This window comes from Peribacillus sp. NPDC058002 (assembly GCF_042886655.1).
In the GTDB taxonomy this organism is placed as follows: domain Bacteria; phylum Bacillota; class Bacilli; order Bacillales; family DSM-1321; genus Peribacillus; species Peribacillus aracenensis.
This window is the reverse complement of record NZ_JBHVQU010000062.1, coordinates 1-23,391: the sequence shown is the minus strand read 5'-3', so window position 1 is coordinate 23,391 and position 23,391 is coordinate 1. Positions and strand designations below refer to the sequence as shown.

The following is a 23,391-nucleotide window of genomic DNA, read 5'->3' as shown; positions in this document are numbered from 1 at the left end:
AATTAAAGTTATTTTGATATATCCAAATTTTAGATAATTCGGTATGTGAAACCAGAATTAAAACACTTACATTTCCTATTATCTGTGTATAATTACCTGAAAATATTGAATTGTCTTTAAATTAAAACGATTTAGTGTTATTATTTTAGAATATTCAAACTATTAAATTGGAAGGTGAGGGAACTCATATGTCACAGATGTTGGCTTTAGTTATTGTTATTCTGATTTTATTTGTAGGAGACATTGTGGCGGTTCGGACAAAAGCCTGGGTACCTTCCGTTTTCGTTTCCGCAATCCTATTTCTATGTGGTTATTGGACATTCTTCCCGCAAGACATCGTTTCAATAGCAGGTGTTCCACCGGTAGTGGCAACCATGATGATGTACCTGTTGATCACGAATATGGGAACATTGCTTTCAATAAGAGAATTGGTAAATCAATGGAAAACGATTGTCATCTCCTTATCTGGCATTCTTGGTATTGTTGCACTTATATTCGGAATTGGCATATTCATATTTGATCTGCAAACTGTCCTTGTGGCGATTCCACCTTTAGTGGGCGGTATGGTATCTTCATTAATCATGTCAGAAGGAGCAGCAGACGCAGGACTAACGAGTTTGTCCGTTTTTGCCATTGTTATTTATGTAATGCAAGGCTTTGCTGGATATCCTTTAACTTCAATTGTGTTGAAGAAAGAAGGGAAGAAGCTATTGGGGCAATATCGCAATGGGCAATTAACGGTAAAAAAAAGTGATACTGCAGCCGCTTCAGAAGGTATGACGGAACTTAAGCTGTTTAAAAAACTTCCTGAAAAATATAATACTGAATATTTTAAATTTTTCAGACTTGCGGTTGTTGCTTTTCTCGCTTACCTTGTTTCGACTGGATTAGAGCAGATTATATCAATAAATGCTTTTGTTCTTTGCTTACTATTCGGGGTTGTCGGAAAAAGTATAGGTTTCTTGGAAAAGCAGACACTGCAAAAAGCAAATGGATTTGGATTTGCCATCATGGCCCTTATGCTTTTCGTCTTTGACGGATTAAAAAATGCAACACCAAGTATGATGATGGAGATCCTTTACCCACTTATTGTTTGCATTTTCCTAGCTGTTATTGGCATGTATATATTCTCATTCATTGCAGGGAAATTGTTAAATGTCAGCAAAGAAATGGCCTTTGCTGTATCTTTAACAGCATTATACGGATTTCCAGCCGATTACATTATCACCAATGAAGTCGTCAATTCATTAACAAAAGATGAAAATGAAAAAGAAGTATTGCTAAGCCATATGCTGCCGCCGATGCTTGTTGGCGGATTTATATCGGTTACAATCGTGTCGGTTATTTTGGCAGGAATATTTGTACAATTCTTGTAAAATAGGAGGAATTCCAAGTGAGTCTTATCGAACGTATAAAAAAGCAAATAAATGATTTGAGCGAATTTACATCAACACCCGGAAAAGGGACAACCCGGCTTACGTATAGCAAGGAAGACTTACTTACACGCAATTATATTAAAAATAAAATGATGGAAACCGGTCTAACAGTAAAGGAAGATGGACTTGGAAATATTTTTGGAAAGCTTGAAGGTACTTTAAAAGATGCACCAAGCGTTTTGATCGGTTCACATTTTGATTCCGTACCAAATGGTGGTGCGTATGACGGGCCAGCCGGTGTAATTGCCGCTCTTGAAGTGGCTGCCCTATTTGCAGAAAATCAATTAACACCTAAATATCCATTTGAAATCGTTGCCTTGATTGAAGAAGAGGGTGCTCGTTTTGGCGGGGGACTAATGGGGTCGAGAGGAATAGTGGGAACACTTAGTGAGGAAAGTTTTAAAAATTTAAGGGATAAAGAAGGTATCACGACAATTGAAGCGATGTCAAAAATTGGTCTGGACTCATCACTTCCAAAAAGGAGAAATCCTAAAAGCATTAAAGCATTTCTCGAATTGCATATAGAACAAGGGCCAATCCTTGAAGAGAAGAATATCCCCATTGGTATTGTAGAAGCGATTGTTGGTTTAACTCAATTTGAAGTGACCATTGAAGGAAAGGCAGGACATGCAGGCACAACCCCGATGGATCGCCGTACGGATGCATTGGTTGCAGCCGCTCAGATTATTTCTCAATTACCGAGCCTTGCAATTGAGGAAGGTGAAGGAACGGTTATCACGACAGGACGACTACATGTTTTACCAAATGGAGCTAACGTCATCCCAAATAAAGTCGAATTTTCGATAGATATCCGATCTAGCAAGGAAGAACATATTAACAATGTTATCAAACGGATGAAAGAATTAATCGAATCCTATCATGAACAGGGAATCCATACAACTGCGGAACAGGTGTTATATATGCCGCCAAAGGTATTGAGTGATGAGATAAAAGCTTTATTAAAAGATAAAAGTTCTTATTTGGAAATTCCATACTGTTCCATTAATAGTGGAGCAGGTCATGATGCGATGGTTTTTTCCGATGTGACTGATGTTGGCATGCTCTTTGTTCCAAGTAAATCAGGACTAAGTCATTGTCCAGAAGAATGGTCTGATGCACGTCATATAGCAAATGGAGTGCAAATATTTTACGAAGTGGCTAAATGTTTAACGGAGGTAGAATGAGGATGATTAATCAAACGATAAAAGAAGCGATTCAAAATTATAGCGATGAATTAATAGAAATACGTAGAAAACTTCATAGCGAACCTGAGTTATCATGGGAAGAAGAAAATACAACGGCCTTTATTTGTGAATACCTTGAAAAATTAGGAATACCTTATCGCAAAGCAGAACCAACAGGTGTCATTGGAGAAATTAAAGGCGGTAAGGCAGGAAAGACGGTAGCATTAAGAGCGGATATGGACGCCCTTTCTGTTGAAGAATTAAATAAAGACTTGCCGTATGCTTCAAAAGAAGAAGGAAAAATGCATGCATGTGGTCATGATGCACATACATCCATGTTATTAATTGCAGCGAAGGCACTAAACGAAATAAAAGAAGAATTACCTGGGAATGTGCGATTAATCTTTCAACCAGCTGAAGAAGTAGCAACAGGTGCAAAGGAAATGGTTAAACAAGGGGCTGTCAAAGGTGTTGATAATGTTTTTGGCATACATATTTGGTCGCAAATGCCAACAAACAAGGTTGCTTGTTCTCAAGGACCTTCATTCGCTTCAGCAGATATCTTTACAGTAACGTTTAAAGGAAGAGGGGGACATGGTGCCATGCCACAGGATTGTATCGATGCAACTATTGTGGCCTCTTCATTTGTCATGAATGTACAATCTGTCGTATCAAGAACGGTCGATCCACAAAATCCCGCAGTTTTGACAGTTGGAAAAATGGTCGTGGGCACACGATTTAATGTCATTGCAGAAAATGCCGTTATTGAAGGGACTGTCCGTTGTTTTGATCCTAAAACACGTGACCATATTGAAAAACAGCTCCAGATTTATGCTGAAAATGTTGCCAATATTTACGGTGCGACCGCACAGGTTGAGTACTACCGTGGAACCCAAGCTGTCATTAATGATGAATACAGTGCAAAATTAGTGCAAAAAGTTGCTTCAAATGCGTTTGGCGAAGACGCAGTATATAATGAAAAGCCAACAATGGGTGGAGAAGATTTTAGTTTCTATTTAGATGAAGTACCTGGAAGCTTCGCTTTAGTTGGATCTGGAAACCCTGAAAAGGATACGGAATGGGCCCATCATCATGGGAAATTCAACATCGACGAAGATGCGCTTGCTACTGGTGCAGAACTTTACGCTCAATATGCCTGGGCATATTTGCACGAATAACGGACTGATAAAAGAGGGAATACGGAAATTGTTAAAAGGTAGAAGGCCGCCGATTGGCGGCCTTTTGGCGTTAAGGGTTAAATTACACTAAAAGGTCTTTGCACACAGTCAAAAAGGGAATGGATTTACCATTCCCTTTTTATGAAGTTGTTCTTATTTAACTTTTGTAAAGGTGAGAAGCTGTGTACTCCACATTGCTGATAAATGCAAATAAACCTTTTGGTATTTACGTTCTGTATTCATTTCACCTTGCATCAAGTTGAAAGTCGCATAAAACATACCGTAATGAGAATGAACCATGGTAATTCATTATCTAAAACCTTTATGTGCATTCAACATTTATTTAAATGATTTAAACATACTCTTTTCTCTTTTTATGAGCAGGAATCCCCATCACGGCAGTCGAACAAGAATTAGTATGAAGAGAAGTTGAATAGGAGGGTGATTATGCAGAATCATGAGCTGGAACAAGTCATAAAAAATGCGGACAGGGCAATAAACAATGAGGATTTCGATCATTTAATGGAGTTCTATTCAGAGGATGCAACTTTAGTTGTAAAACCTGGAACATTTGCAAAAGGGAAAGCGGAAATTCGTCGGGCATTCATTGCTATCGATGAATACTTTAATCACAGCTTAATCGTCAATCAAGATAAGATGGCAATAATCGAAACGGGTGATACGGCATTGGTTGTGGCAAAAGCCCAGCTAAGTGCCAATCAAAAGGAAGATTCCGAATTCTCTATGGAAAGAACCGCGACATATGTATTTAAAAGGGATTCCACCGGTACATGGCGCTGTATAATCGACAACTCTTATGGTGCTGAAATAATTGAAGAATTGAAGTAATAAGTGAAATCTGCCGTTATGGTGGCTTTTTATTTTTTTCAAGACAGCAAATATATATCTTCTATAACTACAACAAAAACCAATAATTTACGGCAAAACAAGAAGGCGAAATCTTTAAGATATCGCCTTCTCATATACTTCGGTTTAAAATTTTCCCTATGTTCATTCGTCGCTTATTTTAAAGCTGATAAACTTCTGCTCCATCATTTCTTGCATCGCATATTTGATGCCTTCCCGGCCAACACCGCTGTCCTTCCAGCCGCCATAAGGCATATTATCAATTCTGTAAGTTGGAATATCATTGATTACGACCCCGCCTGTTTCCAAGCGTTCCGCCGCATAAAAAGCTCGTTCTATACTCGGTGTCATCACTCCTGAGTTCAATCCGTAACGCGAATCATTTGCATCATTGATCGCATCATCCAGCGTGTCGAATGGGAAAATGCAGACAATTGGACCAAATACTTCGAAACGAAATACCTTTGAGTCACGATTTACATTGGTTAAGACGGTAGGCGATAGGACATTGCCTTCCACTGTACCTCCACACTCAATTTTTGCTCCTTCTTGTACTGCTTCGTCAATCCAACTTTGTAACCGTTCGATTGATTTTTTTGAAATAACCGCTGTAATATTTGTATTTTCCTCCAGGGGGGAACCGATGATAAGTTGTTTTGTTGCACTGACGAATCGATCTAAAAATTGTTGGTATAGTGATTTGTGGACATAAATTCGTTGAATCGAGATGCACACCTGCCCATTATTCGTAAATGAACCCATCACACTTCGTTGAATGATTTTATCGATGTCGACACCTTCATCAATGATGAAAGGCGAATTGGATCCGAGTTCAAGTGTAAGCTTACGGAAGCCTGCCTGCTGCTGGATAAGGTGTCCGACCTCTACACTGCCTGTGAAAGTCACTTTTTTTACATGTGGATGGGTCGTCAACGCTTCGCTTAAAACATCCCCTTTGCCGGGTATGATGTTCAATACTCCATCAGGCAACCCTGCTTCTTTAAAAATATCGGCCAGAACCAGTGCACTCAACGGGGTTTGTTCGGCAGGTTTTAACACAATCGAATTTCCAGCGGCAATAGCTGGACCAACTTTATGGGCGACCAGGTTAAATGGAAAGTTAAATGGGGTAATCGCGGTAACGACGCCAATCGGGGTGCGAACCGTGAATCCAAAACGGTTTACCCCACCCACTGCAGCATCCATCGGGATTTGTTCTCCATAATTATTCTTTGCCGCTTCTGCAGCAAAACGATAGGTCTGAACCGTACGATTCATTTCTTCACGAGCATTTCGAATCGTTTTCGCAGCCTCTAGAGAAATGATTTTCGCAAGTTCTTCACTGCGTTCTTCCATGATCGCGGCAGCTTTAAATAAAATTTCTGCTCGTGCATGAGCCGGGTAGGTTCGGTATTTCTGAAAAGCTGCATTTGCTTCGACAATCGCTTCAACGGCATCCGCTGGTTCAGCCTGTCCGATTTGTGCAATTTCTTCGTTTGAATGGGGATTATATAATGGCTCATATGATTTAGCCTCCCGCCATTTACCACCAATCCACAATTGCCACTTTTTCTTCATCTGAAATCCCTCCAATAATATCTGCCTTTATAATTTACAAATATAATCACCTAGTGTTTTCGAGAGCTTTACATTTTCCGAATAATCGACATCCACATCAATCAAGACAATTTCCTGACTCGAAATCGCTTCTTCCAATGCATGAAGCAATTCATCGGAGTGGGTTACTTTCACTCCTTTGACCCCAAAACTTTTTGCGAAGCCTAAGAAGTCTGGGTCTGTAAATTCAATCGCATTCGTACGGTCAAATTTATTCAATTGCTTCCACTCAATTAGGCCGTATTTTGAATCATGGAAAATGACTATCACGAAGGCAAGCCCTAAACGTTTTGCAGTTGCCAATTCAACCCCATTCATCAGAAATCCGCCATCCCCTGTAACCGCAATGACAGGTTTATCAGGTTTTGCCAGTTTGGCTGCAATTGCGCCGGGAATAGCAATTCCCATCGATGCAAAGCCATTAGAAATGATAGTGTGATTTGGCATTTCCGGCTGATACATCCGGGCCATCCATAATTTATGGGCTCCCACATCCGAAATGACAATGGCATTGCCCTTTTCCGCCTTTTTCAAATCGGCGATAATTCGCTGAGGGATGATAGGGCTTCCTGATACATCATCCGAAGAATGAAGTTTTTCTATGATTTGAGACCTTAGCTTTTTCACTTCGGGCCAAAGCTCTTTTTCTACTACACCAGTGGACAAGGCTTCAAGTCCCTCCGTAACGTTCCCGACCAATTCGGCTTGAACGGGGTAATAAGCATCAATCTCAGCCGGTCGAGCATCAATATGAATAATCGGATTCATTGCCTCATCGTTCCAATACTTTGGTAAATACTCGACGAAGTCATAGCCTACGGTGATAATAAGATCGGCCAAATCAAACCCGCAAAGAACATAATCCCTTGCTTGCATCCCTACTGTAAAAAGGGTCAATGGATGGTTGGAAGGTAAAACTCCTTTGGCCATGAACGAATTCACAACGGGAATTTGCTTCTCTTCTGCAAATTTCCGTAATGACTCAGCAGCCCCATCGCGGACTACGCCATTACCAGCTAGAATAATAGGCTTTTTTGCGCGATTTATTAATTCGACGGCTTTTTTGATTTCTTCCTCTGCAGGGCGGGATCTAGGCATTGGTGTAACCGGAAGAGGTTCACCCTCAGTATCCATCATCGCCACATCTTCGGGGAGTTCGATATGAACAGCTCCCGGCTTTTCTATGACTGCAGTTTTAAATGCTTTACGGATAATTTCCGGAATCGTATGCGGCACCTTGATTTGTTGATTCCATTTCGTTACTTCCTTAAAAACCCCAATAATGTCCACATATTGATGCGATTCCTTATGAATTCGATCAAGGCCCGCCTGACCTGTAATCGCGATAACAGGGGAATAATCCAGATAAGCGCTTCCTATCCCTGTCAATAAATTGGTTGCACCAGGTCCCAATGTACCTAAGCAGACGCCAGGCTTTCCAGTTAGCCGGCCATAGATGTCTGCCATGAAAGCTGCTGCTTGTTCGTGATGAACCAAGATGAATTTAATATTAGAGCTAATTAGAGAATCGATAAGATCCGTATTTTCCTCTCCGGGTATCCCAAAAATATACTGAACCCCTTCATTCTCCAAACATCTTATAAACAAATCAGATGCCTTCAATTTATTCCCTCCTAAGACCATTTCGATTTCTTCATTTCTTTCCCTATATGTTGGCTTTGTCTATTAGAAATTATGTACTTGCGTATTGTTAAAAACCATTTGGAGCATATAAAGAAATTCAGGTTTTAGTAAATTAACCTTAATAGTCATAACCGGGAGAAGTAAAATGGAAATCGCGTAGTTTATTTTTAAACTTATTTATTATTGTTGCACTTGTTGTAATGGCACTTATCCTTTTTATATCTATTTATAATATTCAAAACAGGAAATTGGTCGGAAGGGAAATTTAAAATCGGAAGGGAAATGGTAAGGTAGTTCGGATACACAAAAAAAGAGGGAGATGGAGCTATGAATAAATTACTTACTGGTTTGGTAGTATTAGCAATGGCCCTTGGGATATCTTTTTCCACTGCTTCAGCGTCAGCTGGAGGATTTCACCATCCCGAAAGCTGGGATAAAAACTCTATTTTGCGGAAGGACTCTCATGGGGTGGAAATCAGGAATATGCAGTATATCCTGAATGTCATGGGTTTTTATACGGATTCAGCAGTGGTTGACGTAGATGGGATTTTTGGACCAAAAACCGAAGCGGGTGTAAAGAAATATCAAAAAGAAAACAACTTGAAAGTGGATGGTGTGGTTGGCCCCCGGACGTGGGATAGCTTCTCGCAATATATTAAGAAGTATGGCAATGAAACCTATGGGGCAGGCGGAAACATGGGACTAAGAATTAAATGGAAGTACGACAATTCTTCCTATACATCCGGCTCTAAAGCTTATATTTACGGTAATGGGGATACATTAAGCGACCAATATCGCTTGTATGCGAATTAAGATACAGGAAGGACCAATGAATTTTCCCTTCATAATAAAAACGTGCCCATATATAGGCACGTTTTTATTTTTGGCTTTCACGAGTTGATTTTTATGTCCTACCTTGACGGAAACTTTAGCTCAAGCGGGTATTTCAATTGCCTCTACTGTACCTATCGATATTTCCACAATTTCAATCCCATTGCTTCATGAAAAGGTATAAATGTCTCGCTTGTAAATGACAGCATAATTTAGAGGGGGACCGAGTTTGGGCGATAATTGGGGATAAAACGGATGCTATTTTTGCGGAAGCAGTCGCAAGACGTTCAAGGCGCTTTGCGGTTATGCATAAAGGGAAAATTGTTTCAGGATCTTTCAATCGAATCTTGGCAAAAAATTAAAATAAAAACGCAAAAGCTGCCGGATATGGTGGCTTTTATTTTTTAATAAAAGTTTGAATGAAACGGCTTGACAATATACCCCTATAGGTATAATATGAACTCACAAGTTAAGTTTGCAAATTCACGAGTAAAATGCTTGAACTTACGAGTAAAATACGCAAATTCACGAGTAAAGCACGCAGGCTCATTAGGTTGAGAATATTGATTAAGAGGTTTTGCATATTCAGTATGTCCATTTGAACTTAGGACTTTGCTTCATAATCGGAAAAGGAAATAAGGTAATCAGTTGAGGTTTGTAATTGCATTTGTAAATAGATGGGTGGGCAGAGTATGGAGTATGATAAAAGTGTCATTAATCGCTTAAAGCGGATTGAAGGACAAATCAAGGGTGTACTTGGAATGATGGAGCAAGGAAAGGATTGCAGGGAAATCGTCACTCAGTTGTCGGCTGCACGTAATGCTATCGATAGGACAATGGGTGTTATTGTAAGTGAAAATCTCGAACAATGCGTTCGGGAAAACGTTGTGAAAGGCGAAGGCACAGATCATCTAGTCAAGGAAGCGGTTAATTTACTGATAAAAAGCAGGTAATGGAATTTGACCTGACCTGACCTGACCTTTAGAAAAAGGAGTGTTATTCATGACTTATATTTTACAAGTGGATTTTAAAATGGAGGGACCATTTGGCCACGAAATGGTAAAAGAATTTATTGATTTAGCAAAAAGCATCAATGATGAAGAAGGATTGATCTGGAAGATTTGGACCGAAGACAATGAGGCAAAGCAAGCTGGTGGCATTTATCTGTTTGAATCGAAGGCATCCGCAAGTAAGTACTTGACTATGCATACAGCTCGGTTAAAAGGGTTTGGTATCGAGAAGGTTAATGGAAAAATATTCGAAGTGAATGAAGGTTTGACTTCCATCAATCATGGACCAATTAAATAAAGAAAAACCTATTCCATTCATTTTTTTTAGTGAAGTAGGTTGACGAACTATATTTTTTAGCATAATATATACCCCGTAGGGTATAAAGGAATGGAAATATCGATCAGGGGGAAAACATAATGACTGAAAAGAAAAGAACGACGATCGTTTTATTTAGTGGTGATTATGATAAGGCAATGGCTGCTTATATCATTGCAAATGGGGCGGCGGCTTACGATCATGAAGTGACCATCTTCCATACATTCTGGGGATTGAATGCCTTAAGGAAGGATGAGCCGGTTTCATTAAAAAAAGGATTCCTGGAGAAAATGTTTGCAAAAATGATGCCCCGTGGTTCAGATAAAATGGGACTGTCAAACATGAACTTTGCTGGAATGGGTCCGAAAATGATCAAGCACGTGATGAAAAAGCATAACGCCATGTCACTCCCGAATTTAATTGAGTTGGCCCAAGAACAAGATGTGAAACTGATTGCCTGTACGATGACGATGGATTTATTGGGCTTACAGCAAGAGGAATTAATGGATGGAATAGAATATGCAGGTGTAGCGGCATATTTAGCCGAAGCAGAAGATGGAAATGTAAACTTATTTATCTAAATTGGGGTACTGGAGGGATGAGTTCAAATGGGAACTATATTTAATCTCATCATATTGGGTCTCATCGTTTGGTTTTTATATCAGCGATTTGTCCCGGCAAAGGGGATAAAAAATATAAATGCGGCTGAGTTAAAAGCTGAGCTGAATAACAAAGGAAATAAGCAATTCATTGATGTCCGTACTCCTAATGAATTTAGGGGCAATCATATAAAGGTCTTTAAAAATATCCCTTTAAACGACCTAGGCAAAAGGGCACAAGAACTTTCAAAAGATAAAGAGGTTGTTGTGATTTGCCAAAGCGGGATGCGGAGCAGTAATGCATGTAAATCTTTGAAAAAACTCGGATTTAATGAAGTCACCAACGTAAAAGGCGGCATGAGTTCTTGGCGCGAATAAAAGGGGGATCTTATAAAGATGAGAGAAATTTTACCGAATGAAGTGAATGCATTATTGAATGGAAACTCGCCAGTCCATATTATTGATGTGCGGGAGGTGGATGAAGTAAAGGCAGGGAAAATACCAAATGCTTTGAACATCCCGCTGGGTCTAGTGGAATTTAGATTACAAGATCTGGATAAATCAAAAGAGTATATCATGGTCTGCCGGTCAGGAGGCAGAAGTTCAAGGGCAGCGCAGTTACTTGAGGGTCATGGATATAAAGTGTTGAACATGGTGGGAGGTATGAATGAATGGGAGGGTCCCATAGAATAATTTTAAAAACTAAAAATACCCTCGCCCCTATAAAAACACAAGGAGGAAATAAAATGATTAAAACAAATTCCGTATTAGATGCAAAAGGGTTAGCATGTCCAATGCCGATTGTAAGAACGAAAAAAGCCATGAATGGCCTAGAAGCAGGGGAAGTACTGGAAGTTCAAGCGACTGATAAAGGGTCAACTGCCGATATGAAAGCCTGGGCGGAAAGTACAGGTCATCAATATTTAGGTACAGTTGAAGAAGGAACCACACTAAAACATTATCTTCGGAAAGCAAGCGGAGAAGAAACAGAAGTGAAGAAGCATGAAAAAATCATATCAAATGAAGAACTTCTTCAAATGATGGAAGAAAATCGAAATATGATTCTTCTGGATGTACGAGAATCAGCAGAGTATGCTTTTCATCATATTCCAGCAGCGAAATCCCTTCCAATGGGTGAATTGGAACACCGTATGGGTGAACTTGATAAAGAGTCAGAGGTTTTCGTGATTTGCCGTTCTGGCAGCCGAAGTGATCTTGCTGCACAAAAGCTGACGGCGGCTGGATTTGAACAGGTATTCAATGTTGTACCAGGCATGAGCCAATGGAACGGACCTACACAAAAATCCGTTGATGAATAAAGGTGACCCTAGAATGGAGGAAAATATCATGACTAACAAAGTAGCAATAATCGCAAGTAATGGTGGAGTATTTGACGCGTATAAAGTGTTTAACATCGCAACGGCAGCTGCTGCAACAGATCAAGAAGTGGCCATTTTCTTTACTTTTGAAGGCTTGAATTTAATTCATAAAGAAGCGAATGGACAACTACCATTGCCTGAAGGTAAGGAGCATTTTGCCGAAGGCTTTAAAAAGGCTAATGTTCCTTCAATTCCGGAATTAGTTACAATTGCACAGGAAATGGATGTCAGGTTTATTGGGTGTCAAATGACCATGGACGTTTTAGGCATGGAAAAGGAAGCTTTCGTTGACGGTATCGAAGTAGGCGGGGCGATCACATTTTTAGAGTTCGCTAAAGATGCTGATGTTACATTAACCTTTTAATGAAGGTAAAAATTTTTGTGAACTTTAATACTATGGGGGGTATATAGAATGGCGTTTAAGCAAATGACAGCCGCTGAGGTTTCAAAGAAAGTAATTAATAAAGCGGACTTATTTATTTTGGATGTTCGAAATGAAAGTGACTTTAATGATTGGAAAATTGAAGGGCAGAACTTTAAATTCCTTAATATCCCTTACTTTGATCTACTGGATGGCGTGGAAGAAATCCTCGATCAAATCCCGGCCAATAAAGAAATCCTGGTAGTATGTGCAAAGGAAGGCTCATCTGTCATGGTAGCTGAAATGCTATCTGAAGCTGGATTGGATGTTTCTTATTTGAAGGGCGGAATGAAAGCATGGAGTGAACACTTAGAACCAGTGAAAATTGGGGAGTTGAATAATGGCGGAGAAATCTATCAATTTGTACGTCTTGGTAAAGGTTGTTTATCTTACATGGTCGTTTCTAATGGTGAAGCAGCTGTTATTGATTCCACAAGAATGACTGATATCTACCTTGATTTTGCCGATAGTATTGGAGCGAAGATCACTCACGTATTGGATACACACTTACATGCAGATCATATTTCAGGTGGAAGACAAATAGCAGAAAGTTCAAATGCAACTTACTGGCTGCCACCAAAAGATGCAACAGAAGTGACCTTTGAATATCAGCCATTAGAAGGCGGAAATGTGGTTACGATTGGTCATACAGCTATCAATATTCATGCTCTATACTCACCGGGCCACACGATTGGTTCCACCTCATTTGTAGTCGATGAAAAATACTTGCTTTCCGGGGATATTCTATTCATCGATTCCATTGGTAGACCAGACTTAGCAGGATTGGCTGAGGATTGGGTAGGAGACTTGAGAGAAACACTTTATACTCGCTATAGAGAATTGTCAAACGAGTTAATTGTACTGCCATCTCACTTTATGATCATTGAAGAATTAAATGAAGACGGAAGTGTTGCGAAGGAATTAGGAACGTTATTTGCAGAAAATCATGGTTTGAACATTGCTGACGAAACAGAATTCAGAGAGTTGGTTACAGGAAACTTACCTCCTCAGCCAAACGCGTATCAAGAAATCCGCAAAACGAATATGGGGAAAATCACCCCTGATGAGGAACAACAGCGCGAAATGGAAATTGGACCAAACCGCTGTGCGGTTCGTTGAACATAAAAAAAGATTATATACTAAGAAAACAGGAGAGATGTATGATGAATTCAGATAAAATGTTAGATGCAAAGGGACTTGCTTGTCCAATGCCGATTGTTAGAACAAAGAAGGCTATGAATGATTTACGATCTGGTCAAGTATTAGAAATACATGTGACAGATAAAGGCGCCAAAGCAGATTTAGCTGCATGGTCAAAATCTGGTGGTCATCAGCTAGTGAAAACTGCAGAAGAAAATGAAGTTCTAAAATTTTGGATTAAAAAAGGCTGATAATGATAAGGGAACCTTATAGGTTCCCTTCTTTTCGAGGAGGCAATAAAAATGGAAATTACGTTTATCATTACTATCTTTTTGATAGGATTTATTGGTTCATATATTTCAGGAATGCTAGGTATAGGCGGATCCATCATTAAATACCCAATGCTTTTGTATATACCACCACTTTTCGGTTTAGCGGCTTTTAGTGCTCATGAAGTCTCAGGAATAAGTGCCGTCCAAGTATTATTTGCATCCATAGGCGGTGTCTGGGCTTATCGTAAAGGTGGCTATCTAAATAAGACGCTCATCATCTATATGGGTGTCAGTGTACTCATAGGTAGTGTAATTGGGAGTTTTGGATCGCAATCCATGTCTGAAGACGGGATAAATATTGTGTATGGCCTACTTGCTCTAATAGCAGCTGTCATGATGTTTATACCTAAAAAAGGAATAGATGATGTTCCAATGGATCAAGTAACCTTCAACAAATGGCTCGCAGCAACTCTAGCCTTGATTGTCGGTTTGGGTTCAGGGATTGTAGGTGCGGCCGGTGGATTCTTATTAGTTCCAATTATGTTGGTTGTCTTAAAAGTCCCAACTAGGGTAACGATCGCCTCTTCCTTAGCGATTACATTCATTTCATCGATTGGCGCAACGGTAGGGAAAGTTTCAACAGGGCAAGTTGACTTCTACCCTGCCTTGATCATGGTTATAGCAAGCTTAATAGCGTCTCCTCTAGGAGCGATGGCTGGTAAAAAAATGAATACAAAAATACTTCAAGTCATCTTAGCTCTATTAATTCTAGCAACGGCTGTGAAAATTTGGATGGGTATTTTATCTTAAGATTTTTGGGAATATTGGACCCTTCCGACCTTGACAGGGAAGGGGTCGTGGATTCCAATCCCTCACAGGTCATCAACTATCAAAGGCTCAAATCCTTGATATCACAAGGGTTTGGGTCTTTTTTGTTTATAAACAGTCCACCTATCATCTATACCTGGTTAGACCCTTTAGGAATCGGGGGGCGTTCTCTTCTTACAAACAATCCAAACAAAGATGGTTGTTTTCAATGCCTATTTACAGACCCGGAGGATAGCAGTATCTTAGTCTCCAACAGGGCATCTTTTGCCGCCCTGACCAGTTCTTTGGGAAGAACCTGACAGGTTGTTAATCAGTTTTCACGCCATATGGTTCGCTTGATGCGCTACAAACGGCTATTCTAACAATCAGATTAGCCATCAAAACATTACAAGGAGAAGAACCTGGCAATCCCTTGCTTTCATGGAAGGGAGAAGATGATGAGATGGTTTCTCAAGGAAAAGGGTCAGTAATAGATAAGAATTAAGCAGCGAGCAGATTTTGCAAACGAAATATTTGATAAGGTTCACAACTGTCCAGTTTGTGGGAATGGGTGAGACAGATGAATTTTAACATTGATACGAAGAGAGTCATTAAAATAAGCGATAAAGTAAATGCCTTATTTCGTGAATACCGGCAAATCGGAAATAAGGATATGGAAGCTGGGGCGTGTTGTTAGGTAGGTTTATTCAGTCTTCATTAGATGTTGTGGTCGACCGGGGAATAGCCCCGATGAAAAGGGATATTCGAAAGCGATATTTTTTTAAAAAACACCGGGTTGACCACCAAGAAATCGTCTAAAGAAACCGATCATATAGCTGTCCTTTTTTATATTATTTATTAGCGGTAGCCTCAATACCCGTAACTGCCCTCGTATCCACCCTATACAACTACTTCAACAACGATTAAGAGAAGACCCATAGTGTTAAAAGTGTTTGGAATTCTTTTCCGGTGGCTAGGTAATGGAAATTTGTTTCTAGAACTTTGCATATAATGATGGGGGAGAAGAGTTCTTTAGATCTTTTCGGTAGTTGAAATTGGAAAACCTTTCCGGTAACATATATTAAGAATCATATAATAGGAGGTTGTCCATTGGCTTTACAAATTAAAGAAGTTACGAAAAAATTCGGGGAATTCACAGCTGTCAACCAGCTTGATTTAACTATTCCCGAGAAAGAAATGTTCGGTTTTTTAGGTGGGAACGGAGCGGGGAAAACGACAACGTTCCGAATGATACTCGGCCTGCTTGACCCGACTGAAGGGGAAGTGACATGGGATGGTAACAAAATCGATTATAAGACCAGTTCATTGATTGGCTATCTTCCTGAGGAACGCGGACTATATCCAAAACTGAAGGTCCGTGATCAAATTGTGTATTTGGCTAGATTAAGAGGAATGAACAAAAGGGATGCTTTGAAAGAATTGGAGTATTGGCTAGACCGCTTTATGGTTCCCGAGTATATTGATAAGCGAGTTGAAGAGCTTTCAAAGGGAAATCAGCAAAAAATCCAGCTAATCGCATCCATGATTCATAAACCTGAATTACTTATCCTTGACGAACCCTTCAGCGGACTGGATCCCGTGAATGTGGAAATTCTGAAGAAAGCCGTCATCGACTTAAGGGACAGCGGTACGACAATCGTTTTCTCGAGCCATCGCATGGAGCATGTTGAAGAGATGTGTGAGCATCTTTGCATCATGCATAAAGGTTCCCCTGTTGTGGCTGGAAAATTAAAAGAAATCAAGCGTTCTTTTGGTAAAAAGAATGTGTCAATTAAAGCTGATTTTGATTTATCCTTTTTGGATAATTATTCAGGTGTAACAAAAGTAAAGAACACGATGGAAGGAAAAATTCTTCAAGTCACTGGAGAAGATGTGGCTGAGAACATGATTCGTGATCTTGTTCCAAGAGGTTTCGTGCGTAAATTCGAATTGGAAGAACCATCGCTAACGGATATTTTCATTGAAAAAGTGGGTGCCGTCTATGAATAACTTTTGGATTGTCCTTTCCCATACATATCTATCAAAATTAAAAACGAAATCCTTTATCATTTCTACAATCATTATGATGGCCCTGATTCTTGTCCTTACGAATATTTCGAATCTTATTGATAAATTCGACAGTGATGATCAGGAAAAGGTTGCCGTCATCGTTAAGACTGAAGGTAGCTTATTTGATTCTTACAAAAAAGCGGTAGCAGGTGTGAATGATGACTTATCGATAATATCCGCCAAGGATGAAAAGGAAGCGGAGGAAATGGTCGGCGCGGAAGATATCGTTGGCTATTTGTTAATCGAAAAGGATGAAACCGTCGGCTTTAAGGGAACTTATAAAGCGAATCAAATTTCAGATTCTGCGGTAAGTAATGATTTGCTTTTAGCGCTTACCCAATTGAAGGGTCAAATAACTGCGAAGGAATTGAATTTGACAGAGCAGCAAATCGCTCAATTGAATACGCCGCCAGCATTTGATACGATTGCGCTTGCGAAAAATGCAAAAACGGAAGAGGATCTCAATCAAGCACGCGGTCTCGTGTATGTGCTCCTATTCGTCATTTACTTCGGTGTATTGATGTATGCAACGATGATTGCTATGGAAGTGGCTACTGAGAAAACATCACGGGTCATGGAAATCCTGATTTCAAGTGTCCCGCCAGTCACACAGATGTTTGCCAAAATAATGGGGGTAGCCCTGCTTAGTCTTACGCAAATGATTTTATTTTTTGGAGTGGGCTATTTCTCGATTAAACAAAACTTGACTGGTATGGATGAAGGATTCTTTTCATTTTTCGGTTTCGGAAGCACCGATATCTCAACAATCATTTATGCGATCATTTTCGCTTTGCTTGGTTATTTTCTGTACGCGACTCTTGCGGCATGTCTTGGGTCCGTTGTCAGCAAAATTGAAGATGTCCAGCAAATGATTTCACCGATGACTATGTTGGTCGTCATTGCCTTCATGATTGCGATGTTTGGATTGGGGAATCCGTCAGCGAGTTATATTACGATTACATCATTCATTCCATTTTTCACGCCAATGATCATGTTCTTGCGCGTAGGGATGCTTGAAGTTCCATTCTGGGAAATCGCCATCAGCATTGCTGTGTTGATCTTAACCATTGTTTTACTTGGAATTATCGGAGCAAAAATCTATCGTGGTGGAGTCTTGATGTACGGAAGCTCAAAATCACTGAAAAGCATCAAGAATGCCTTGCAATTATCAAAGAAAAATTAACATGAAACCTGGATCCTTCATTTCTCTTGGGGGAATTCAGGTTTTTTACTAAGATAATAATATCAATTTATGAAAAAGGAACGAAAAGCGACATAGATATAAGGGAACATAAATATATTCCATTTAGGCAACCATGATTAGGAGTGATATATTATGAGCAATCTGGTAACGTTGACGATAGCTTCAGAAGCGTTTCTCTTGCTATCTTTCATCATTATTATTTTATCAAGCAGAAGTCTGAAAATGAATGTTCTCTGGGTCATCCTGCTCATAATTGGAGGGGCACCGCTTCTATATTTAGCTATTGATCATGTGAAAAACGATTATATGGATGCAAATATCGGATTGGGCCTCGCATTTATGTTTACCTGGATATATAGTGCAGTAGCCTTTATCGTTGCCATCATTCTTTTAGTGAAGAAGAAAAGGAATAATAATATTTCGAAAGAACAGTAATATTCCCATTATCCAATCAAGTTCCCGTTTTTAATTAGATTTTTTAGCTTTGAAGATATATAGGTTCCACATTCTTAAAAATCATAGTTCTTTTAAAAGGAGTTCGTTCAGTCATCAATTATTCATCCATTACCTATATTTGAATTAATGCATCATATAGGTAATCATGATGGTTTTTATAATGGAAGTGTAAAAGCTGCCGATGAGGGAGCTTTTTTTTCCTTTCCGATAAGGTCGTTCATGTAATTAATATTTTTACTAAGGTTCTGACTGAATGTGAATTTTCTCTCCTTTATAAAATAATTTTTTGCCTAAGTAAACTAAAATATCAAATTAGACTAAGGTTTATAGCAAAAGCTTGTCTCCATTCATAGGATAAAGAAAGGCTGAAATCAATGTTATTGGATTCAGCTTTCCCAAACGGGTTTTAAGTGTGGTTTCCCTATTTTGTCATGACAAAAAAAGGCGATGCTTCCGCCCGTTTTAGGGGTAATATGAAGGGAGAGGCTAGAATTGCCAAATGTTCAATTAGTACCCTTCCAAGTAGAAGGAATAACAGAAACCACTTCGGAAGTTCCAAGAGGTATTAAAATGATTCGTGCACGATCTATTTGGAGAGAAGGGTTTAAGGGTGAGAACATTGTAGTAGCCGTAATCGATTCAGGATGCCAATCAGATCACCCTGATTTAATTGGTCAAATTATTGGAGGATATAATTTCACGGAAGATTATTATGGTGATCCCTTCAACTTTGCCGATAATAACGGACATGGGACTCATGTCAGCGGAACCATTGCAGCAGCAGAAAATGGTTTTGGAGTTGTAGGTGCAGCACCTAAAGCGAAGTTGCTGGTACTTAAGGTTTTAAATGGATCAGGAGAAGGAACAACAGAAAGCATTGCTTCAGCTATTAATTACGCTGTCAATTGGACAGGCCCTAAAGGTGAAAAAGTACGGGTTATCTCTATGTCATTAGGGGGACCGGATGATGACCCGGCCTTACATTCGTCGATTATAAACGCCGTTCAATCTAATATAATGGTCGTGTGTGCCGCGGGTAATGAAGGTGATGGAAATGCCGAAACAAACGAGTACAGTTATCCAGCTGCATACGAGGAAGTTGTGGCAGTAGGCTCAGTTAACCTGCATGAACGTATATCAAGATTTAGTAATTCTAATGGTGAAGTGGATTTAGTGGCACCAGGGGAGAAAATTGTATCAACCTTTCCTGGTAACCAATTTGCCGTCTTATCAGGTACATCCATGGCTGTACCACATGTGTCAGGGGCTGTTGCGCTTTTGATAAATAAATTTGAAACAAAACTTGGCCGTAAGTTAACAGAGGTAGAAGAATTTAATGAACTCTTAAATAATACAGTTTCACTGGGCAAACCAAAGACTCAAGAAGGGCATGGAATGCTGAAACTAAATTACCGGAAATTAGAAAATATAAAAAAGATTTTAAGGGAGTTTACTTAGCCTTACAGATAGAGAAAAGGTAAGTATATGATCCTAATTTCATGTATATGGGGTTAGAAACTCAATTAAAAAATGATACAAACCAACCCTCTGAGAGTAACTAAGGGGTTTTTTTTTATGTAAATTTTTTGTTTAGAACTATAATGAAAATAAAACTCTAGATGTTACAAGGAGCTTCTACTTTATAACTTTTCTATATTTCTCTGGCACTCTGGAATCGAATAAAGGAACTTCTTTTCTTATTTGCGGTACTTTCTCTAAATCTAAAGTTGCCTTTAATTCACCAACTTCTTGATCAAATTCTGAACAACGTCTCCCCAGGGATCTACAATTTGTGAGGAACCTGCGAATTCCACCCCTAACTGTGTGCACGCAATTGATGAAAAATCGCACATTTTCGGAAGGAATGTTTGGAAGCTGTTGCTTAGCGGCATGGCTGTCTCCACTTTAAGGGCTATGATTGTTGGATTATTTGTTTGATAACCAATGAAAAATATATTACTTTTTTGTGTATTCAACTAAAAGGTGTGGAGTAAGAACATCCTTTATTTGCATCCATAGTAGACTCATGTAGCTCATCCTTTTTTGTTTAGCTTCGCATGGGGTATTTTGTGTGTAGTTTTGTTAAACAGACTAAGGAATAGATTTGCTTAATAAGCAAAGAATAAAGAAATATTGACACAATAGCTTTTCTCTTTGCATAGGGTAGTAGGGTATGGTATATTTATTTTCGAGGAGGGATGGGAAATGGATGAAATGTTGAATGGTAGTAAAGATTCTGTGAATGAAGAAGAATGCTGTACGACCTCTTCCCACGGCCGAAAGAGTCATCACTCAGAAGCAGTAAAAAAGAATTTAACGACCCGATTAAATCGAATTGAAGGTCAAATTCGCGGTATAAAGGGTCTTATTGAAAAAGATACGTATTGTGATGATGTGATTACCCAAATAGCAGCTACACAAAGCGCGATGAATAGTGTAGCCAAGATATTATTGGAAGGCCATCTAAGGAATTGTGTGGTCGAACGCCTTAATGAAGGGGATACAGAGGTTATAGATGAAGTGCTTGTAACGATACAAAAATTAATGAAAAAATAAAGGAGTAGATGTTGAAATGGAAAATGTAACATTGAGTGTAAGTGGAATGTCTTGTGGTCATTGTGTAAATGCAGTTGAAGGGAATGTAGGAAAACTTGCAGGTGTTGAAAGCGTAAAAGTGCATTTGGACGCAGGAAAAGTAGATGTAGCGTTTGATAAGGAAAAAGTATCACTTGAGAAAATAAAAGAAACAATTGATGATCAAGGCTACGATGTCGAATAAGTCATGGGAGTGCTGTTAAGCACTTTTTTTTACAAAAAATATACCCCATAACGGTATATGGAGGCGGGGATGATATGAGCGGCCAAATAAAAGAAACAACCATGCAGATTACAGGTATGACTTGCGCTGCCTGTGCTAACCGGATTGAAAAAGGGTTAAACCGAATGGAAGGCGTTGAGGAAGCCACCGTTAATTTGGCTCTTGAGAAATCGGTCATTAAATATGATACGGAAAAATTAAGCAACAAGGATTTTGAAAAGAAAATTCAAGATCTTGGCTATGATGTAATAAAAGAGAAAAAAGAATTTACGATTACAGGCATGACTTGCGCTGCTTGTGCTAACCGGATTGAAAAAGGGTTAAATAAGCTGGATGGAGTAAGCATGGCCAATGTGAACCTTGCGCTTGAAAATGCGACAGTCGAATATGATCCTTCCGAAGCCTCCCCTGTTGATATCATTAAACGGGTGGAGAAGTTAGGATATGGGGCAATCATCAAGGAAGATAACCCGGAATCCGTGGATTTCCGTCAAAAAGAAATTCAAAAACAAAAGAATATATTCATTTTTTCTGTCATATTATCATTTCCATTGTTATGGGCGATGGTAAGCCATTTTAGGTTTACTTCGTTTATCTATATGCCTGATTTCCTCATGAATCCTTGGGTGCAAATGGCATTCGCCACCCCCGTGCAATTTCTGATTGGAAAGCAGTTTTATGTTGGGGCTTATAAAGCCTTGATAAATAAAAGTGCCAATATGGATGTATTAGTCGCAATGGGAACATCCGCTGCTTATTTTTACAGTGTTTATCAGGCGATCATCTCGATGGGATCCCATCACAATACGGCACAACTTTATTTCGAAACTAGTTCGATTCTTATCACCCTCATTCTTTTAGGTAAGCTTTTTGAAGCAAAAGCAAAAGGACGTTCTTCCGAAGCCATCAAAAAATTGATGGGGCTTCAGGCCAAAACGGCACTGGTGTTAAGGAACGGGGAAGAAATTGAAATACTACTTGAGGAAGTCATCGTGGGAGATACGATTTTGGTGAAGCCGGGTGAAAAAATTCCTGTCGATGGTGAAGTAGTCGAAGGGAACTCTGCCGTTGATGAATCCATGTTAACGGGTGAGAGCATTCCGGTGGATAAAACAAACGGGGATACTGTGATCGGTTCAACATTGAATAAGAATGGTTTTCTCAAAATGAAAGCGACAAAGATCGGCAGGGATACAGCTCTATCTCAAATCATAAAAGTGGTCGAAGATGCTCAAGGGTCCAAAGCTCCGATCCAACGTCTTGCTGACCAAATTTCCGGTGTATTCGTTCCCATTGTTGTCGGAATCGCCCTTTTAACTTTTCTGGTTTGGATGATATGGGTTAACCCTGGAGAATTCACACCAGCTTTTGAGGCGATGATTGCAGTGCTAGTCATAGCCTGCCCATGTGCTTTAGGTCTGGCCACTCCCACATCCATCATGGCAGGATCAGGTCGGGCCGCTGAATTCGGTATTTTATTTAAAGGCGGGGAACATTTGGAGTCCACACACCATATAGATACAGTCATTTTGGATAAAACGGGAACAGTGACAAATGGTGCCCCTGTGCTGACCGATGTCCTCATCGAGAACGGTATGGAAGAAGAACAGTTTTTATCTCTAATCGGCGCAGCTGAAAAACAATCTGAACACCCTCTTGCGCAATCGATCGTTCAAGGAATTCAAGCAAGACAGATATCACTTGCTGCGATTGAGGAATTTGAAGCGATTCCAGGATACGGTGTGAGAGCTGTAGTGGATCAAAAAGTGTTGTACGTCGGAACCCGTAAATTGATGAAGCAAAATAATGTGGATATTACTAAGGCCCTAACAGCGATGGAAGCATTTGAAGAGCAAGGGAAGACAGCAATGCTCGCTAGCATTGAAGGTGAATATGCAGGACTCATTGCCGTTGCCGATACGATAAAAGATACCTCGCAAACGGCGATTGAAAGGTTGAAAGCAATGGATATCCAGGTCATCATGATAACCGGGGATAATCAAAGGACAGCAAATGCAATCGGCCATCAAGTGGGCATTGACCAAGTGATTGCAGAAGTCCTTCCTGAAGGGAAAGCGGAAGAAGTGAAGAAACTGCAGGCCGCCGGTAAAAGAGTGGCAATGGTCGGGGATGGGATAAATG

The 23,391-nt window shown here is 39.7% G+C and carries 24 protein-coding genes and 1 pseudogene; 23 read left to right on the top strand and 2 right to left on the bottom strand.

What is annotated here, in order from left to right; genetic code table 11:
* Positions 1–188 precede the first annotated feature (188 nt).
* The 4 genes from ACFVSH_RS13080 to ACFVSH_RS13065 all read left to right on the top strand — a co-directional run bounded on the left by ACFVSH_RS13080 (position 189) and on the right by ACFVSH_RS13065 (position 4,647).
* On the top strand, positions 189–1,376 hold the full coding sequence (locus ACFVSH_RS13080; protein WP_387706303.1) for a hypothetical protein: 1,188 nt from the start codon (positions 189–191) through the stop codon (positions 1,374–1,376).
* Positions 1,377–1,393: 17 nt separating this feature from the next.
* The gene (locus ACFVSH_RS13075; protein WP_387706301.1) at positions 1,394–2,620 is read left to right on the top strand and encodes a Zn-dependent hydrolase; all 1,227 of its coding nucleotides are present in this window, start codon (positions 1,394–1,396) and stop codon (positions 2,618–2,620) included.
* Positions 2,621–2,622: 2 nt separating this feature from the next.
* Complete coding sequence (locus ACFVSH_RS13070) at positions 2,623–3,798, top strand: M20 family metallopeptidase (RefSeq protein ID WP_387706299.1); 1,176 nt, start codon at positions 2,623–2,625, stop codon at positions 3,796–3,798.
* 447 nt (positions 3,799–4,245) lie between these two features.
* On the top strand, positions 4,246–4,647 hold the full coding sequence (locus tag ACFVSH_RS13065) for a YybH family protein (protein ID WP_387706297.1): 402 nt from the start codon (positions 4,246–4,248) through the stop codon (positions 4,645–4,647).
* A gap of 162 nt (positions 4,648–4,809) precedes the next feature.
* On the opposite strand, the gene ACFVSH_RS13060 is transcribed toward ACFVSH_RS13065, so the two are convergent.
* Complete coding sequence (locus ACFVSH_RS13060; protein WP_387595569.1) at positions 4,810–6,243, bottom strand: aldehyde dehydrogenase family protein; 1,434 nt, start codon at positions 6,241–6,243, stop codon at positions 4,810–4,812.
* A gap of 27 nt (positions 6,244–6,270) precedes the next feature.
* Entirely contained in the window at positions 6,271–7,905 is a 1,635-nt protein-coding gene (locus ACFVSH_RS13055) for an acetolactate synthase large subunit (protein ID WP_387706295.1), read from the bottom strand.
* A 348-nt stretch (positions 7,906–8,253) separates the two neighbouring features.
* Between ACFVSH_RS13055 and ACFVSH_RS13050 the strand changes: the two genes are divergently transcribed.
* The 19 genes and pseudogenes from ACFVSH_RS13050 to ACFVSH_RS12960 form a co-directional block, all read left to right on the top strand.
* On the top strand, positions 8,254–8,739 hold the full coding sequence (locus ACFVSH_RS13050) for a peptidoglycan-binding domain-containing protein (RefSeq protein ID WP_192204411.1): 486 nt from the start codon (positions 8,254–8,256) through the stop codon (positions 8,737–8,739).
* Positions 8,740–9,449: 710 nt separating this feature from the next.
* Complete coding sequence (locus ACFVSH_RS13045) at positions 9,450–9,710, top strand: metal-sensitive transcriptional regulator (protein ID WP_098373111.1); 261 nt, start codon at positions 9,450–9,452, stop codon at positions 9,708–9,710.
* Positions 9,711–9,759: 49 nt separating this feature from the next.
* The gene (locus tag ACFVSH_RS13040) at positions 9,760–10,065 is read left to right on the top strand and encodes a monooxygenase (RefSeq protein WP_387706292.1); all 306 of its coding nucleotides are present in this window, start codon (positions 9,760–9,762) and stop codon (positions 10,063–10,065) included.
* 119 nt (positions 10,066–10,184) lie between these two features.
* Positions 10,185–10,664, top strand: a complete 480-nt coding sequence (locus ACFVSH_RS13035; protein ID WP_353871877.1) for a DsrE/DsrF/DrsH-like family protein — start codon at positions 10,185–10,187, stop codon at positions 10,662–10,664.
* A gap of 27 nt (positions 10,665–10,691) precedes the next feature.
* Positions 10,692–11,060 (top strand): rhodanese-like domain-containing protein, encoded by a 369-nt coding sequence (locus ACFVSH_RS13030; protein WP_387706290.1) that lies wholly within the window; start codon positions 10,692–10,694, stop codon positions 11,058–11,060.
* A gap of 18 nt (positions 11,061–11,078) precedes the next feature.
* The gene (locus tag ACFVSH_RS13025) at positions 11,079–11,375 is read left to right on the top strand and encodes a rhodanese-like domain-containing protein (RefSeq protein WP_387706288.1); all 297 of its coding nucleotides are present in this window, start codon (positions 11,079–11,081) and stop codon (positions 11,373–11,375) included.
* 53 nt (positions 11,376–11,428) lie between these two features.
* A complete protein-coding gene (locus ACFVSH_RS13020) occupies positions 11,429–12,001 on the top strand; it encodes a sulfurtransferase TusA family protein (protein WP_387706286.1) in 573 nt (190 codons plus the stop codon).
* A 28-nt stretch (positions 12,002–12,029) separates the two neighbouring features.
* The gene (locus ACFVSH_RS13015) at positions 12,030–12,425 is read left to right on the top strand and encodes a DsrE/DsrF/DrsH-like family protein (protein ID WP_387706284.1); all 396 of its coding nucleotides are present in this window, start codon (positions 12,030–12,032) and stop codon (positions 12,423–12,425) included.
* Between the two features lie 48 nt (positions 12,426–12,473).
* Positions 12,474–13,601, top strand: a complete 1,128-nt coding sequence (locus ACFVSH_RS13010; protein WP_387706282.1) for an MBL fold metallo-hydrolase — start codon at positions 12,474–12,476, stop codon at positions 13,599–13,601.
* Positions 13,602–13,645: 44 nt separating this feature from the next.
* Positions 13,646–13,873, top strand: a complete 228-nt coding sequence (locus tag ACFVSH_RS13005; RefSeq protein WP_387706280.1) for a sulfurtransferase TusA family protein — start codon at positions 13,646–13,648, stop codon at positions 13,871–13,873.
* Positions 13,874–13,924: 51 nt separating this feature from the next.
* Positions 13,925–14,704, top strand: coding sequence for a sulfite exporter TauE/SafE family protein (locus ACFVSH_RS13000; protein ID WP_192204420.1), 780 nt, complete (start codon positions 13,925–13,927; stop codon positions 14,702–14,704).
* A gap of 1,107 nt (positions 14,705–15,811) precedes the next feature.
* Positions 15,812–16,711 carry an ABC transporter ATP-binding protein gene (locus ACFVSH_RS12995; protein ID WP_387706278.1) on the top strand — a complete coding sequence of 300 codons (900 nt, stop codon included), beginning with the start codon at positions 15,812–15,814 and terminating at the stop codon, positions 16,709–16,711.
* Complete coding sequence (locus ACFVSH_RS12990) at positions 16,704–17,954, top strand: ABC transporter permease (protein ID WP_387706276.1); 1,251 nt, start codon at positions 16,704–16,706, stop codon at positions 17,952–17,954. Before ACFVSH_RS12995 ends, ACFVSH_RS12990 begins: the two co-directional genes overlap by 8 nt.
* A gap of 153 nt (positions 17,955–18,107) precedes the next feature.
* Positions 18,108–18,410 carry a hypothetical protein gene (locus tag ACFVSH_RS12985; RefSeq protein WP_387595595.1) on the top strand — a complete coding sequence of 101 codons (303 nt, stop codon included), beginning with the start codon at positions 18,108–18,110 and terminating at the stop codon, positions 18,408–18,410.
* 513 nt (positions 18,411–18,923) lie between these two features.
* Positions 18,924–19,889 (top strand): S8 family peptidase, encoded by a 966-nt coding sequence (locus ACFVSH_RS12980; protein WP_387706274.1) that lies wholly within the window; start codon positions 18,924–18,926, stop codon positions 19,887–19,889.
* A gap of 381 nt (positions 19,890–20,270) precedes the next feature.
* A pseudogene (locus ACFVSH_RS12975) lies at positions 20,271–20,369 on the top strand (NupC/NupG family nucleoside CNT transporter); the annotation flags it as partial.
* 276 nt (positions 20,370–20,645) lie between these two features.
* Positions 20,646–20,987, top strand: coding sequence for a metal-sensitive transcriptional regulator (locus ACFVSH_RS12970; RefSeq protein ID WP_192208237.1), 342 nt, complete (start codon positions 20,646–20,648; stop codon positions 20,985–20,987).
* Positions 20,988–21,003: 16 nt separating this feature from the next.
* Complete coding sequence (gene copZ, locus ACFVSH_RS12965) at positions 21,004–21,210, top strand: copper chaperone CopZ (RefSeq protein ID WP_076368959.1); 207 nt, start codon at positions 21,004–21,006, stop codon at positions 21,208–21,210.
* A 74-nt stretch (positions 21,211–21,284) separates the two neighbouring features.
* Positions 21,285–23,391, top strand: a 2,107-nt coding sequence (locus ACFVSH_RS12960) for a heavy metal translocating P-type ATPase (protein WP_387706272.1), incomplete at its 3' end; no start/stop codon positions are given.